This window comes from Vibrio aquaticus (genome assembly GCF_003970385.1).
In the GTDB taxonomy this organism is placed as follows: Bacteria; Pseudomonadota; Gammaproteobacteria; order Enterobacterales; family Vibrionaceae; genus Vibrio; species Vibrio aquaticus.
Genome location: NZ_RXZH01000007.1, coordinates 134,042 through 147,357 on the forward strand (window position 1 = coordinate 134,042; position 13,316 = coordinate 147,357).

13 protein-coding genes are annotated in these 13,316 nt (G+C 46.8%); 3 read left to right on the plus strand and 10 right to left on the minus strand.

The features are described from left to right. The first annotated feature begins 14 nt into the window (after nt 1-14). Together hupA and EJ063_RS15360 are read left to right on the plus strand one after the other, a co-directional pair. Nucleotides 15-287, plus strand: coding sequence for a nucleoid-associated protein HU-alpha (gene hupA, locus EJ063_RS15355; RefSeq protein WP_126575228.1), 273 nt, complete (start codon nt 15-17; stop codon nt 285-287). Nucleotides 288-378: 91 nt separating this feature from the next. Continuing rightward, nucleotides 379-1,071 carry a DUF1481 domain-containing protein gene (locus EJ063_RS15360; RefSeq protein ID WP_208640374.1) on the plus strand — a complete coding sequence of 231 codons (693 nt, stop codon included), beginning with the start codon at nt 379-381 and terminating at the stop codon, nt 1,069-1,071. Between the two features lie 79 nt (nt 1,072-1,150). Here EJ063_RS15360 and purD read toward each other — a convergent pair whose 3' ends face one another. After that, nucleotides 1,151-2,440, minus strand: coding sequence for a phosphoribosylamine--glycine ligase (gene purD, locus EJ063_RS15365; protein ID WP_126575230.1), 1,290 nt, complete (start codon nt 2,438-2,440; stop codon nt 1,151-1,153). Between the two features lie 282 nt (nt 2,441-2,722). Further along, nucleotides 2,723-4,315 carry a bifunctional phosphoribosylaminoimidazolecarboxamide formyltransferase/IMP cyclohydrolase gene (gene purH / locus EJ063_RS15370; RefSeq protein ID WP_126575231.1) on the minus strand — a complete coding sequence of 531 codons (1,593 nt, stop codon included), beginning with the start codon at nt 4,313-4,315 and terminating at the stop codon, nt 2,723-2,725. A gap of 284 nt (nt 4,316-4,599) precedes the next feature. Here purH and zntR point away from each other — a divergent pair, with 284 nt between their 5' ends. Beyond that, nucleotides 4,600-5,034, plus strand: coding sequence for a Zn(2+)-responsive transcriptional regulator (gene zntR / locus EJ063_RS15380; RefSeq protein WP_126575232.1), 435 nt, complete (start codon nt 4,600-4,602; stop codon nt 5,032-5,034). A gap of 1 nt (nt 5,035) precedes the next feature. Here zntR and EJ063_RS15385 read toward each other — a convergent pair whose 3' ends face one another. The 8 genes from EJ063_RS15385 to acs form a co-directional block, all read right to left on the minus strand. Then, entirely contained in the window at nt 5,036-6,013 is a 978-nt protein-coding gene (locus EJ063_RS15385) for a GGDEF domain-containing protein (RefSeq protein ID WP_126575233.1), read from the minus strand. 185 nt (nt 6,014-6,198) lie between these two features. After that, nucleotides 6,199-6,495, minus strand: a complete 297-nt coding sequence (gene fis / locus EJ063_RS15390) for a DNA-binding transcriptional regulator Fis (RefSeq protein ID WP_000462885.1) — start codon at nt 6,493-6,495, stop codon at nt 6,199-6,201. A gap of 73 nt (nt 6,496-6,568) precedes the next feature. Beyond that, entirely contained in the window at nt 6,569-7,531 is a 963-nt protein-coding gene (gene dusB, locus EJ063_RS15395) for a tRNA dihydrouridine synthase DusB (RefSeq protein ID WP_126575234.1), read from the minus strand. 139 nt (nt 7,532-7,670) lie between these two features. Further along, nucleotides 7,671-8,558 carry a 50S ribosomal protein L11 methyltransferase gene (prmA, locus tag EJ063_RS15400; protein WP_126575235.1) on the minus strand — a complete coding sequence of 296 codons (888 nt, stop codon included), beginning with the start codon at nt 8,556-8,558 and terminating at the stop codon, nt 7,671-7,673. 137 nt (nt 8,559-8,695) lie between these two features. Next, nucleotides 8,696-10,039 carry an acetyl-CoA carboxylase biotin carboxylase subunit gene (gene accC / locus EJ063_RS15405; RefSeq protein ID WP_049844225.1) on the minus strand — a complete coding sequence of 448 codons (1,344 nt, stop codon included), beginning with the start codon at nt 10,037-10,039 and terminating at the stop codon, nt 8,696-8,698. A gap of 15 nt (nt 10,040-10,054) precedes the next feature. Next, the gene (gene accB, locus EJ063_RS15410; protein WP_126575236.1) at nt 10,055-10,513 is read right to left on the minus strand and encodes an acetyl-CoA carboxylase biotin carboxyl carrier protein; all 459 of its coding nucleotides are present in this window, start codon (nt 10,511-10,513) and stop codon (nt 10,055-10,057) included. 81 nt (nt 10,514-10,594) lie between these two features. Beyond that, entirely contained in the window at nt 10,595-11,044 is a 450-nt protein-coding gene (gene aroQ / locus EJ063_RS15415; RefSeq protein ID WP_126575237.1) for a type II 3-dehydroquinate dehydratase, read from the minus strand. 302 nt (nt 11,045-11,346) lie between these two features. Continuing rightward, on the minus strand, nt 11,347-13,296 hold the full coding sequence (acs, locus tag EJ063_RS15420; protein ID WP_126575238.1) for an acetate--CoA ligase: 1,950 nt from the start codon (nt 13,294-13,296) through the stop codon (nt 11,347-11,349). Between the last annotated feature and the right edge of the window lie 20 nt (nt 13,297-13,316).

Here is a 13,316-nt window from a genome sequence, read left to right on the forward strand (position 1 = left end):
AGAAGGGAAACCTAATGAACAAGACCCAATTAATCGACTTTATCGCAGAGAAAGCAGACCTATCTAAAGCACAAGCTAAAGCTGCTCTTGAAGCTACTCTTGAAGGTGTGACTGGTGCACTAAAAGAGGGTGACCAGGTTCAACTAATTGGTTTTGGTACATTCAAAGTTAACCACCGTGCAGCGCGCACTGGCCGTAACCCTAAAACTGGTGACGAGATCCAAATCGCTGCAGCGAACGTTCCTGCATTCGTAGCAGGTAAAGCACTGAAAGATTCAGTAAAATAATTAGTTGCTGATTTCAGAGTTTCAAACTCGAGATTGTATATAATACGCCAAGGTAGTCTTTCCTATCTTGGCGTATATTTGTTTTATGACGATGAAAAAATTTCTTCTACCTTCACTAATTACTTCTTTCTTGATCGGCTGTTCTTCTAGCGTGCCGACCCCTAACCTTGACCAGTTTTCTGACTATACCGGTGGACAGACGATGGGTGACGCAACCAGCTTATACTGGTATACCGAGCGTTTGACCTTCCCTTATACTGCGGCTGATTATGTGGCGTCTGGGGATTATGGTTCGTACAAAACCGACTATCGCTGGGATGAGGGAGAACTGCGAGAACTGATTCGTGAGGGCGAACAGCTCAAAGATGGTTCGCTTGTGCCGTATCGTATTCATGTTCGCTTCAATAAAGCCGGAGACGCGGTTTATCAGCAGTATCGACTCGATGGCAGGGTTCTGCCTTTAAAAGCCGATAAAATTGCTTGGTTAAAGCAAGAAGCGGCAAATATCCCGGAACTGACCAAACAGCAAAATCGAGACGGCGCTAGGTTGATTCAAGGCTATTGGGATGGCTCTACATTTGATACTTGCTCTGGTCGAAGCTATGAGCAAGTTGAGTTCAATGAGACTCTACCAAGCTTTGTGGTCAACCGCTTATCGTCGGTAGATAGTTACGCCTCTTTTATTGGCTCAACGCGTAGCAACAAAGTTGTGGTGAAAGAGCTGTTGATGCTGTCGGATGACAGCCATGATTGTATCGAGCGACCTAGCTTGATTGAAGAATAAGGGATTACCCTACTAATACTAGATAAACAAAAGGCGCTCATTGAGCGCCTTTTCTAGTTAAGCCAACTGATGTTGTTATTTATTTTTCTTGCTCGCGAGCGATTGCACGGTAGCCGATGTCGTTGCGGTGGAACATACCATTCCAGCTCACTTGCTTAGCCAATGCATACGCTTTCTCTTGTGCTTCAGAAACACTGTTACCCAGCGCGGTTGCACAAAGCACACGACCGCCGTTAGTCACAACGTCGCCTGCTGCATTGTTTGCTGTACCTGCGTGGAAGATCTTCTGACCTTCTGTTTCACCAGCCGGTAGAGAAATTACGTCACCTTTCGCGTAATCAGCAGGGTAACCGCCAGCGGCAAGTACTACACCGATCGATGCGCGTGGATCCCACTTAGATTCCGCTTCGTCTAGCTTCTCGTCGATAGCCATTAGACATAGCTCAACAAGGTCTGATTCCATACGCATCATGATAGGTTGCGTCTCTGGGTCGCCAAAGCGGCAGTTGTATTCGATAACCTTAGGTGTGCCGTCTGCTGCAATCATAAGGCCAGCGTAAAGGAAACCAGTGTAAGGTGCGCCCTCTGCATCCATACCACGCACGGTAGGGTAGATAACTTCCTCAAGTATGCGGTTGTGGATTTCAGGAGTAACCACAGGAGCTGGAGAGTAAGCACCCATGCCTCCAGTGTTAGGGCCTGTATCTTTGTCGCCAACACGTTTGTGGTCTTGGCTGGTGGCCATAGGTAGAACGCTAGAGCCGTCAACCATCACGATGAAACTTGCTTCTTCGCCTTCTAGGAACTCTTCGATAACTACGCGGCTGCCGGCTTCACCGAACGCGTTTCCAGCCAGCATGTCTTTGATTGCATCTTCTGCTTCTTCAAGAGTCATCGCAACGATAACGCCTTTACCAGCCGCAAGGCCGTCAGCTTTCACTACGATTGGCGCGCCTTGTTCACGAACGTAGGCTAGAGCTGGCTCAATCTCGGTGAAGTTAGCGTAAGCGCCGGTTGGGATGTTGTGACGAGCGAGGAAGTCTTTAGTGAATGCTTTTGAGCCTTCTAGCTGCGCTGCTGCTTCGGTTGGGCCAAAGATTGGAAGGCCTGCTTCACGGAAAGCATCAACCACACCGATAACGAGTGGCGCTTCAGGGCCAACAATCGTTAGCTCGATTTTCTTCTCTTGTGCGAATGCAACCAGCTCAGAGATTGCTTCAACGCCGATATTTACGTTCTCAAGCTTAGGCTCAAGAGTTGTACCAGCATTACCAGGTGCAACGAATACTGTCTCAACATTTGGGTTTTGTGCTGCTTTCCAGCCTAAAGCGTGCTCGCGACCGCCAGCACCAATAATCAATACATTCATGTTTTAAAATCCTTATAGCTGCTTCAGAGCCTTTATTTCTGTGTCAAACATGCTCACTTATAGTCATAAGCTCCGCGTGTTTTCCTTGAACTAAAGTCACTGACTTGCTCTACGTATTTCAAATATCGGAATATTTAAAAAAACAAATCATAAGTCTTGCTCAAAGTAGTTGGTGATGTGGCGAGGCAGCAATTGAGCCCATCCCCGGGAGCATAGCTCGCTATGTGACCGGGGTGGGCGAAAGCAGCTAACGACGCCACAGTGCCAAATACGAAGAGAGAATTAGTGGCGGAAGTGACGCATTCCGGTAAAGATCATCGCCATGCCGTGCTCGTCTGCTGCTGCGATAACTTCGTCATCACGCATAGAACCACCTGGTTGAATCACACACTTGATGCCCGCTTCTGCAGCCGCGTCGATACCGTCACGGAATGGGAAGAATGCATCTGATGCCATTACACAGCCTTCAACTTGTAGACCTTCGTCTGCAGCTTTGATACCTGCGATTTTCGCTGAGTAAACGCGGCTCATTTGGCCAGCGCCGACACCGATAGTCATGTCGCCTTTCGAGTAAACAATCGCGTTTGATTTCACGTACTTCGCTACTTTCCAGCAGAATAGGGCATCTTTCAGCTCTTCAGCCGTTGGTTGACGCTTAGACACTACTTTAAGGTCGTCGTCAGACACCATGCCTTGGTCACGGTCTTGAACTAGCAGGCCGCCGTTAACGCGCTTCACGTCAAAGCCAGTTGTCTTGGTTGTCCATTCGCCACATTCAAGTAGGCGAAGGTTTTTCTTAGCAGCTACGATTTCTACTGCTTCAGCAGAAACAGAAGGGGCAATGATAACTTCAACGAATTGGCGCTCAGTGATAGCTGTTGCTGTTGTTGCGTCTAGTTCACGGTTGAATGCGATGATGCCGCCAAATGCAGACGTTGGGTCTGTTTTGAACGCACGGTCGTAAGCTTCTAGAATGTCTTTTCCTAGTGCTACACCACATGGGTTAGCGTGCTTAACGATCACACATGCTGGCTCGTCGAACTCTTTCACACACTCAAGTGCTGCGTCAGTGTCAGCGATGTTGTTGTAAGAAAGGGCTTTACCTTGGATTTGGCGAGCAGTAGAAACAGACGCTTCTTCAGGGTTTGCTTCAACGTAGAATGCTGCTGCTTGGTGGCTGTTCTCACCGTAGCGCATGTCCTGCTTTTTCTCGAACTGCTGGTTGAAGGTGCGAGGGAATTTGCTCTCTTCGTCACCCTCTTTGTTCTCTCCGTAAGAAGGAACCATAGTGCCGAAGTAGTTAGCGATCATGCCATCGTAAGAAGCCGTGTGCTCGAATGCTGCGATAGCTAGGTCGAAGCGAGTCTCTAGAGTAAGAGATTTCTCGTTCGTGTCCATTTCCGCGATAACGCGGTCGTAGTCGTGAGCATTCACAACGATAGTTACGTCTTTGTGGTTTTTCGCAGCAGAGCGAACCATTGTTGGACCACCGATATCGATGTTCTCAACCGCGTCAGCTAGAGTACAGCCTTCTTTTGCTACGGTTTCTGCGAATGGGTATAGGTTGACTACAACCATGTCGATTGGGTTGATGCCGTGCGTTTCCATCACTTCATCATCTTGACCACGACGACCAAGCACACCACCGTGAACTTTAGGGTGAAGAGTCTTAACGCGACCGTCCATCATTTCAGGGAAACCAGTGTAGTCTGATACTTCCGTTACAGAGATGCCTTTTTCTGCTAGTAGGCGAGCCGTACCACCAGTTGATAGAATATCAACGCCACGGTTAGCTAGAGCTTGTGCAAACTCAACAATACCAGTTTTGTCTGATACGCTGATCAGAGCGCGGCGAATAGGACGAGCGTTAGTCATGCTTCAATTCCTCAAAGTCACAGAGTTAATATGAAAGATAAAGATATTTGCCAAAAGTGAACTTGTTTCTACTATCGCTATATTTAGCTGCGCAGAATATTGGCCAGTTTTGGTAAAGACCTTTCCAGTAAACACTGGTGATAAAATAGTCTCTGAGTTTGATGGCGCACATTCTAACTAATTTATTACAAAAAAGCTCGCGCAATCGTTTGGCATCGCAAAAATAATTGCAAAAAGCTTGTCTTTATCGGTTAAAAGTAACGAAATAGTTAATAGGAAAAGTTATGTTTCAAATTGGAGAACTGGCAAAACGCTGTAATGTGACCGCAGATACACTGCGATTTTATGAGAAAAACCAGTTGATCCAACCGGCTGGACGCAGTGAATCCGGTTATCGGCTCTACAATGAAGAAAACCAGAAACAGGTCAGTTTTATTCTTAAAGCGAAAGATCTTGGGCTTACTTTAGAAGAGATTCGTGAGCTGCTTGAGATTAAGCTCGAAGCGACCGAGCACAGCTGTGCAGAAGTAAAAGCGATTACGACAGCAAAGCTTTCTGTGATCGATGAAAAAATCAGTGAACTGACACGGATTCGCTCGGCACTAAAGAAAATCAACGATGCCTGTTGTGGCCATATCGATGATGATGCGAGTCATTGTTCAATCTTGGGGGCATTAGCAAGTGAAGATCAAGCGGCTTCAAGCTGCTGCAAGAAGTAACTTAAGAGGCTTTAAGAATGGTGGCTTTAAGTTCTGTGTTGGTTTGGATATCAGGTAAGTTATCGTAGAAAATCGTCACCTGATTCCGACCCGTTTGCTTGGAGTAGTACATTGCTTTATCGGCTTGCACTAATAGCTCTCGGGTTGAACTGACTTGGCGGTTAAGTTCTGCAATGCCGATACTAACCGTCGGATAAATAATGTGGTTATCCACTCGGCAAGGCGTCGTTTCAATCGACTGACGAATTCGTTCTGCGATGTCATAAGCTTGGATGGCATTAGTGTGAGAAAGCACAACGCCAAACTCTTCACCACCTAAGCGACCAATATAGTCACTCGATCGAATGAGCCCTTGGCAGATCTGTGCAACTTGCGTGATCACTTCATCGCCAGACAGATGACCGACTTGATCGTTGATCTCTTTAAAGTGGTCGATATCAATCATTAAGCAAGACAGAACAGGTTGAACGGGATGGTTAAAGGCTTGCTCTAGCCCTTGAGTGAACGCTCGGCGATTGAGCACGCCGGTAAGCTCATCCGTTTCCGCTTGACGTTTAAGCTCCACTTCTTGCTGGTGTGCTTGGGTGATCTCTTTCTCTTGCCACAGAATGTAACGCTGACCATTTGATAGCGTGAGCGGTTTGAATGTCGCCTCAAACCAACGTTCTTCAACCTCTCCCCACTCTTGCAGCGCTTCAATTGAGAGCTGTAGTAACTGACTAGGGCTTAATGAGTAGCGTGAAGAGCAGCGATTGCCGTGAGATAACGCGAACTCAAAGCCATCCTTTAATTGTGCCGCAATAGCGTTAGGTGCCTGCTCATAGAAAGCTTGTGATTTATCAAGAGGGTAGGGAATGCCAGTTTGGTCGGCGTCACTGAATACATCAACGATAAGGCCTTGGTGGTCAATCACGATCAGACGTTCTGGCAGCTCTTTAAGGAGCAGGCTCAGCCATTCTTCTCTTTGCATATCAACCATGTAGATGGACCTATCCGTAGATGTAATGGACCATTATATATCGACTAAAGTAGGGTGCAATCGTAATGGATCACAGTTTGATGAATGTTTGGTCGCATGACATTGATCGTAACAATATCAGCAGGCAATAAAAAACCGGACCCACAATGTGAGTCCGGTTTTCAATTTTAATACCGAATGAATGATTAGTTCATGCCGTATTTTTTAAGTTTTTTGCGAAGAGTACCGCGGTTGATACCCATCATAGTTGCTGCGCGAGTTTGGTTACCGCGAGTGTACTGCATGATAGTATCTAGTAGTGGCTGTTCAACTTCAGCTAGAACTAATTCGTATAGTTCTGTTACTTCTTGGCCGTTTAGTTGAGCCAAGTAGTTTTTAAGAGATGCTTTAACAGAGTCACGCAAAGGCTTTTGAGTAATCTGGTCTTGTGACGTTACTGTAGTTACTGTTAATGCTTCTGAAGTCAGATTTTGTTCGAACATATTCGGTCTAGCTCTTCTCTTAATTATGATGCAACGTTAAACCCGTCATATTTGCAGCCGTAACTGCCGATATTTAGGCTAAATCAAAATAACCTTCTAGCGCCTCAAGTTGCAGCTCAGCTGCGTCGATGGCGTTGAAGGTACGGCGAAACTCACTTGCTTGCTCATGCTCTTTTAAGTACCAACCCACGTGCTTACGCGCGATTCGTGGACCTAAATACTCACCATAAAATTCATGAAGAGCATTCACATGGCCAAGCAGGATGTCTTTCACTTCCGAATAAGGAAGATCAGGCATCGTGGTGCCGTTTTCCAAAAAGTGTTGGATTTCCTGGAAAATCCACGGACGACCTTGGGCAGGGCGTCCAATCATCAAAGCGTCTGCCCCAGTGTACTCTAGGACAAATTTCGCTTTCTCTGGGCTATCGATATCACCGTTAGCAATAACCGGAATAGAGATCGCTTGTTTTACCGCTTTAATGCTGTCGTATTCGGCTTCCCCTTTGTACATACATGCTTTTGTACGCCCGTGTAAGGCTAAAGCTTGTATGCCGCAGTCTTCGGCTAATTTCGCGATTTGAACACAGTTCTTATTGTCTGTGTCCCAGCCAGTACGGGTTTTTAATGTCACAGGGACATCAACTGCATTTACGACAGCTTTCAAAATATCTTCGATGATATCTGGATGCTGAAGTAGGGCAGAACCCGCTAGCTTCTTATTCACTTTTTTGGCTGGACAGCCCATGTTGATGTCGATGATTTGCGCACCGTTTTCAACACTAAACTGAGCAGCGTCGGCCATAAGCTGTGGATCAGCGCCTGCAATCTGTACAGAACGAATGCCCGATTCGCCTTCATGTACCATGCGTTGCTTTGATTTTGACGTTTTCCATAGTTTCGGATTTGACGACATCATTTCACTGACGGCCATCCCCGCACCATAGCGAAGACACAACTCACGGAATGGTCTATCAGTCACACCTGCCATAGGGGCAACGATGAGATTGTTCTTAAGTTGGTAGTTTCCGATTTTCAAAACGTCATCACAGTTCTAACCGAGCAAGGGCGCGCATTTTACGCATTTTTTAGCGCTGTGAAAAGACTAATATTTGAGCATTTACAATTTGTTTTCGCAAAACGCCTAAAAATCAGTCAATTAACTCGCAAAGTCTTGTCTAGCCTTGCTTGCGGCCAGAGATGCGACACCATTCACTTTGCTCTTTGATAGGATCAATGTGAAGCTCATCACGGTAATAGTCTGCAACATCTTCTGCCTGTGTATCTAAAACACCCGACATTGCAAGCTCACCATTTGGCTTAACTAGAGACTTGATGATAGAAGAAAGTTCACGCAGTGGGCCGGCCAAAATGTTTGCCACAACCACGTCAGCGATCAGACCTTCAGGTTGGTCTTGAGGTAGGAACACTTCAAGCTGCTCGGCAACACCGTTGCGCTCAGCATTGTCTTTTGACGCTAATAGCGCTTGAGGATCAATGTCGATCCCGATAACTTTTTCTGCGCCCAGTTTGATCGCAGCGATCGCTAGAATGCCAGAGCCACAGCCGAAGTCGATCACGGTCTTACCTGTTAGGTCTAAACCTTCAAGCCATTCTAGGCAGAGAGCTGTTGTAGGGTGTGTACCAGTGCCAAACGCCAGGCCAGGGTCTAGCATCACGTTGACCGCGTCAGGTTCAGGGATATCGCGCCAGCTTGGGCAAATCCATAGGCGTTCACCAAACTTCATTGGGTGGAAGTTATCCATCCACTCACGTTCCCAATCTTTATCTTCAAGCTGTTCCACTTTGTAAGCGAAACCTTCTGGTAGCAGGCCGCTTAGTTTGGTTTGCTCAATGATGAAATTGGTGTCTGCTTCAGCGTCATACAGTGCAAGGATATCCGTATCACCCCATAAGCGCGTCTCACCGGGTAATGGCTCAAATACAGGCGTATCGTGAGCATCTAAAAAGGTAACAGAAAGTGCGCCGGTTTCTTCCATTAACATATCGCCGATCTGTTCAGCGTTCTCATTGGTCGCATTGAGTTTGATTTGGATCCAAGGCATGAGTATGAGCTCTTTACATTGATTGATGTGATTTGGCGCAGAGTTTAGCAGAAAACGGGCGCTTTTATAGGTTAATAAATACCCTAAAACAAAAATGCTCACCGAAGTGAGCATTTTTCAAGATTCAGAATCGAGGCTTATTGCAGGCCTAGTTTCTTCTCTAGGTAGTGAATGTTAGCACCACCGTGCTGGAAGTTTTCATCGTTCATGATCGACTCTTGTAGAGATACGTTCACTTTGATGCCTTCAACAATCATCTCACCTAGTGCATTCTTCATGCGAGCAATGGCTACGTCACGGTTCTCACCAAACGTGATCAGTTTACCGATCATTGAATCGTAGTGAGGTGGAACTGTGTAACCCGTGTAGATGTGCGATTCCCAACGAACACCCATACCGCCTGGAGCATGGAAGCGTTCAATCTTACCTGGTGAAGGTAGGAAGCGCTCTGGGTCTTCAGCATTGATACGACACTCGATAGCATGGCCGCGGATCTTAATGTCATCTTGAGTGAATGACAGTGGTTGACCTGCTGCAACACGTAGCTGCTCTTTGATTAGGTCAACACCAGTCACCATTTCAGTGACTGGGTGCTCAACCTGAATACGTGTGTTCATTTCGATGAAGTAGAACTCACCGTTTTCGTATAGGAACTCAAACGTACCTGCGCCGCGGTAACCGATTTCTAGACATGCACGAGTACAACGTTCACCGATGTACTTACGCATTTCTTCAGTGATACCTGGTGCTGGTGCTTCTTCAACCACTTTCTGGTGACGACGCTGCATAGAACAGTCACGCTCACCTAGGTGGATTGCGCCACCTTGGCCATCAGCAATAACCTGAACTTCAACGTGACGTGGGTTTTCTAGGAATTTCTCCATGTAAACCATATCGTTGTTGAAGCACGATTTTGCTTCTGCACGTGTCATAGCGATTGCTTCTGTTAGCTCTTTCTCTGAGCGAACAACACGCATACCACGACCACCGCCGCCGCCCGACGCTTTGATGATTACTGGGTAACCAATACGTTTCGCGTGTGCTTTGTTTGCTTGCTCGTCATCATCCAAAGGACCATCAGAACCCGGTACACAAGGTACGCCCGCTTTTTTCATTGCTGTGATAGCAGAAACCTTGTCACCCATGATGCGGATAGTTTCCGCTTTAGGGCCAACAAAGATAAAGCCGCTGCGTTCTACTTGCTCTGCGAAGTCTGCGTTCTCAGATAGGAAGCCGTAGCCTGGGTGAATCGCAACTGCACCTGTTACTTCCGCTGCAGAGATAATGCGAGGGATGTTTAGGTAGCTGTCGATGCCACGAGCAGGACCGATACAAATTGCTTCGTCTGCAAGCAGTACGTGTTTTAGGTCACGGTCAGCTGTTGAGTGAACCGCAACTGTTTTGATGCCCAATTCTTTACATGCGCGAAGGATACGAAGTGCAATTTCACCTCGGTTCGCGATGACTAATTTATCTAGCATAAGAGAGAGCCTCTATTATTCGATAACAACAAGTGGTTGGTCGAATTCAACTGGTTGGCCGTCTTCAACTAGGATAGCTGTAACAACACCAGATTTGTCAGCTTCGATTTGGTTCATCATTTTCATCGCTTCAACGATACACAGTGTGTCGCCAGCGCTAACTGTTTGACCCACTTCAACGAAAGATTTCGCGTCTGGGCTTGGAGAACGGTAGAAAGTACCTACCATTGGAGAAAGAACTTGGTGGCCCGCAGGAACTGCTGGTGCTGCCGCTTCTGCTGCTGGAGCAGGTGCCGCCGCTGGAGCTGGAGCCGCTGCTACTGGCGCTGGTGCTGCTGCGTAATGTACAGGCGCAGGCGCTGCTGTACCGTTACGGCTGATGCGTACCGACTCTTCACCTTCAGAAATCTCTAGCTCAGCAATGCCAGATTCTTCTACTAACTCGATAAGCTTCTTGATTTTACGGATATCCATTTTTTCTTTCTCTTTTATCTTGTGAATAAGACAGCTCTAGTGAGCCGCAGAGTGTTTGTTTACTTGTTCTAAGTAATTAAGTTACTTTGCCTGCAGTTTGTTGATCGCTGCAGACAGAGCGAATTCGTAACCTTGTGCACCAAGGCCACAAATCACCCCTTCTGCTTTATCAGACAGATAAGAGTGGTGGCGGAATGGTTCACGAGCATGCACATTGGATAAGTGCACCTCAATAAATGGGATAGCAACACCCAGTAAAGCATCTCTTAGAGCGACACTGGTATGAGTAAAAGCAGCTGGGTTGATGATGATAAAGTCAACGTTGCCATATGCTGCGTGGATAGCCTCTATCAATTCATATTCACGATTTGACTGCAGGTGTTGTAATTCAAATCCTGCTGTTTGAGCTTGCTCGGTTAATGTGTCGATAATCTGCGGTAAGGTTGAAGAACCGTAATGTGCCGGTTCACGTAGGCCTAACAGGTTGAGATTTGGACCATTTAAAACAAGAATGCGCGATTGTGCTGTCATTGTGCTGCCATCTTCCTACTTCATGATATGAACTGGAATATTCCCATGTTTTGAGCGATTCAGCGTGACTATTTTGTTAAAAATAGGGCTGGATCTTTGAAATAGAACCAGATTATAGCTAATTCAGCGCAAATCGCAGCAATTTACTGGTCTAATCTCCCTGTTTGAAACGGAAAATCTGTTACACAGATAACATTTTTTGTTCGATGAGGAGAGTGGGCGGAGGAGTTTTTCGGTCGGTAAATAGAAAAAACCGCCACAATGTGACGGCTTTTAGACGATCTAAAGAAAGTGACGCGTTATTACGCCAGTTCTGCTTTTTCGGCGATAAGTTTATCAACCACGCTTGGATCCGCTAGCGTTGAAGTGTCACCTAAGTTGCTAGTATCACCGGTTGCAATCTTACGCAGGATACGGCGCATGATCTTACCTGAACGAGTCTTCGGCAGAGAGTCTGTCCAGTGCAGCACGTCAGGTGTTGCGATAGGGCCAATCTCTTTTCGTACCCAGTTCTTCACTTCAGCGTGGAGTTCAGCACTTGGGAACTCACCATCATTTAGCGTGATGTAAGCGTAGATTGCCTGACCTTTAATATCGTGTGGAATACCCACAATCGCCGCTTCCGCGATTTTATCGTGAGCAACCAACGCTGATTCAATCTCTGCTGTACCCATACGGTGGCCAGATACGTTTAGCACGTCATCAACACGGCCGGTGATCCAGTAGTAACCATCTTCATCACGGCGAGCACCATCACTGGTGAAGTACATGCCTTTAAAGGTAGAGAAGTAAGTTTGTTCGAAACGCTCATGGTCACCGTAAACGGTACGCATCTGACCTGGCCATGAATCTAGGATAACAAGGTTACCGTCAGTCGCGCCTTCAATGATGTTACCCATGTTATCAACAAGAGCAGGCTGAACACCGAAGAATGGACGTGTTGCTGAACCTGGTTTTAGGTCCGTCGCCCCTGGAAGTGGCGCAATCAAGATACCGCCAGTTTCCGTTTGCCACCATGTATCAACGATCGGTGAGTTTTCGTTACCGATGGTTTTGTAGTACCACTCCCAAGCTTCTGGGTTAATGGGTTCACCCACTGAGCCCATCACACGTAGGCTGCTACGAGAGGTGCCTTCAACCGCTTCATTACCTTTCGCCATTAGGGCACGGATTGCAGTAGGAGCGGTATAAAGGATATTGACTTTGTGCTTATCGACCACTTGGCTCATACGGTTAGTATTTGGGTAGTTCGGAACACCTTCAAATAGGATTGTTTTAGCGCCGTTAGCCAGTGGTCCGTAGATTAGGTAAGTGTGACCAGTAATCCAACCTACATCAGCAGTACACCAGAAGGTTTCACCAGGTTGGTAGTCAAAGACGTATTTGAACGTCATCGCTGCATACACTAGGTAGCCGCCAGTGGTGTGTAGTACGCCTTTTGGTTTACCTGTTGAGCCAGAAGTGTAGAGAATGAATAGCGGGTCTTCCGCTTTCATTTCTTCTGGTGGGCAGTCTGAGGAAACGTTCGCTGTTGCTTCATGCCACCAAACGTCACGGTGCTCATGCCAATCCACATCGCCGCCAGTGCGCTTCATGACAATCACTTTCTCGATAGTCTTCACTTCTGGATTGGTCAGTGCTTCATCGACGTTTTTCTTCAATGGAACCGCACGGCCACCACGAACGCCTTCGTCAGCAGTGATAACGACTTTTGCGTCTGAATCGATGATGCGGCCAGAAAGTGCTTCAGGAGAGAAACCACCAAATACCACAGTGTGAACCGCACCAATACGGGTACAAGCCAGCATTGCAACCGCGGCTTCCGTTACCATTGGCATGTAAAGACACACGACATCGCCTTTGCGAACGCCTTGCTCTTTCAGTGCGTTAGAGAATTCACACACTTCTTTGTGCAGTTCTTTAAACGTTAGTGTTGCATCATCATTTGGATCGTCACCTTCCCAAATAATCGCAACGTCATCACCACGCTCAGCAAGATGGCGGTCAATACAGTTAGCTGACACGTTGAGTGTTCCGTCTTCAAACCAACGGATATCAACGTGACCAGTATCAAATGAAGTGTTTTTAACTTGAGTGAAAGGCTTCATCCAATCAACAATTTTGCCGTGTTCACTCCAGAAACCAACCGGATCAGTCACTGACTGTTGGTACATCGCTTGGTAAGTATCGTTATCCGCGTGTGTGTTCTTTTTGATGTTTTCTTTAACCGGATAAATATGGGCTTCACTCATTGCTTTTCTCCTTGGGCTCT

What these genes read in the sequence shown, in the direction of transcription:
- hupA (WP_126575228.1), top strand. Translation starts at nt 15, where the DNA reads ATGAACAAGACCCAATTAATCGACTTTATCGCAGAGAAAGCAGACCTA.
- EJ063_RS15360 (WP_208640374.1), top strand. Translation starts at nt 379, where the DNA reads ATGAAAAAATTTCTTCTACCTTCACTAATTACTTCTTTCTTGATCGGC.
- purD (WP_126575230.1), bottom strand. Translation starts at nt 2,440, where the DNA reads ATGAATGTATTGATTATTGGTGCTGGCGGTCGCGAGCACGCTTTAGGC.
- purH (WP_126575231.1), bottom strand. Translation starts at nt 4,315, where the DNA reads ATGACTAACGCTCGTCCTATTCGCCGCGCTCTGATCAGCGTATCAGAC.
- zntR (WP_126575232.1), top strand. Translation starts at nt 4,600, where the DNA reads ATGTTTCAAATTGGAGAACTGGCAAAACGCTGTAATGTGACCGCAGAT.
- EJ063_RS15385 (WP_126575233.1), bottom strand. Translation starts at nt 6,013, where the DNA reads ATGGTTGATATGCAAAGAGAAGAATGGCTGAGCCTGCTCCTTAAAGAG.
- fis (WP_000462885.1), bottom strand. Translation starts at nt 6,495, where the DNA reads ATGTTCGAACAAAATCTGACTTCAGAAGCATTAACAGTAACTACAGTA.
- prmA (WP_126575235.1), bottom strand. Translation starts at nt 8,558, where the DNA reads ATGCCTTGGATCCAAATCAAACTCAATGCGACCAATGAGAACGCTGAA.
- accC (WP_049844225.1), bottom strand. Translation starts at nt 10,039, where the DNA reads ATGCTAGATAAATTAGTCATCGCGAACCGAGGTGAAATTGCACTTCGT.
- accB (WP_126575236.1), bottom strand. Translation starts at nt 10,513, where the DNA reads ATGGATATCCGTAAAATCAAGAAGCTTATCGAGTTAGTAGAAGAATCT.
- aroQ (WP_126575237.1), bottom strand. Translation starts at nt 11,044, where the DNA reads ATGACAGCACAATCGCGCATTCTTGTTTTAAATGGTCCAAATCTCAAC.
- acs (WP_126575238.1), bottom strand. Translation starts at nt 13,296, where the DNA reads ATGAGTGAAGCCCATATTTATCCGGTTAAAGAAAACATCAAAAAGAAC.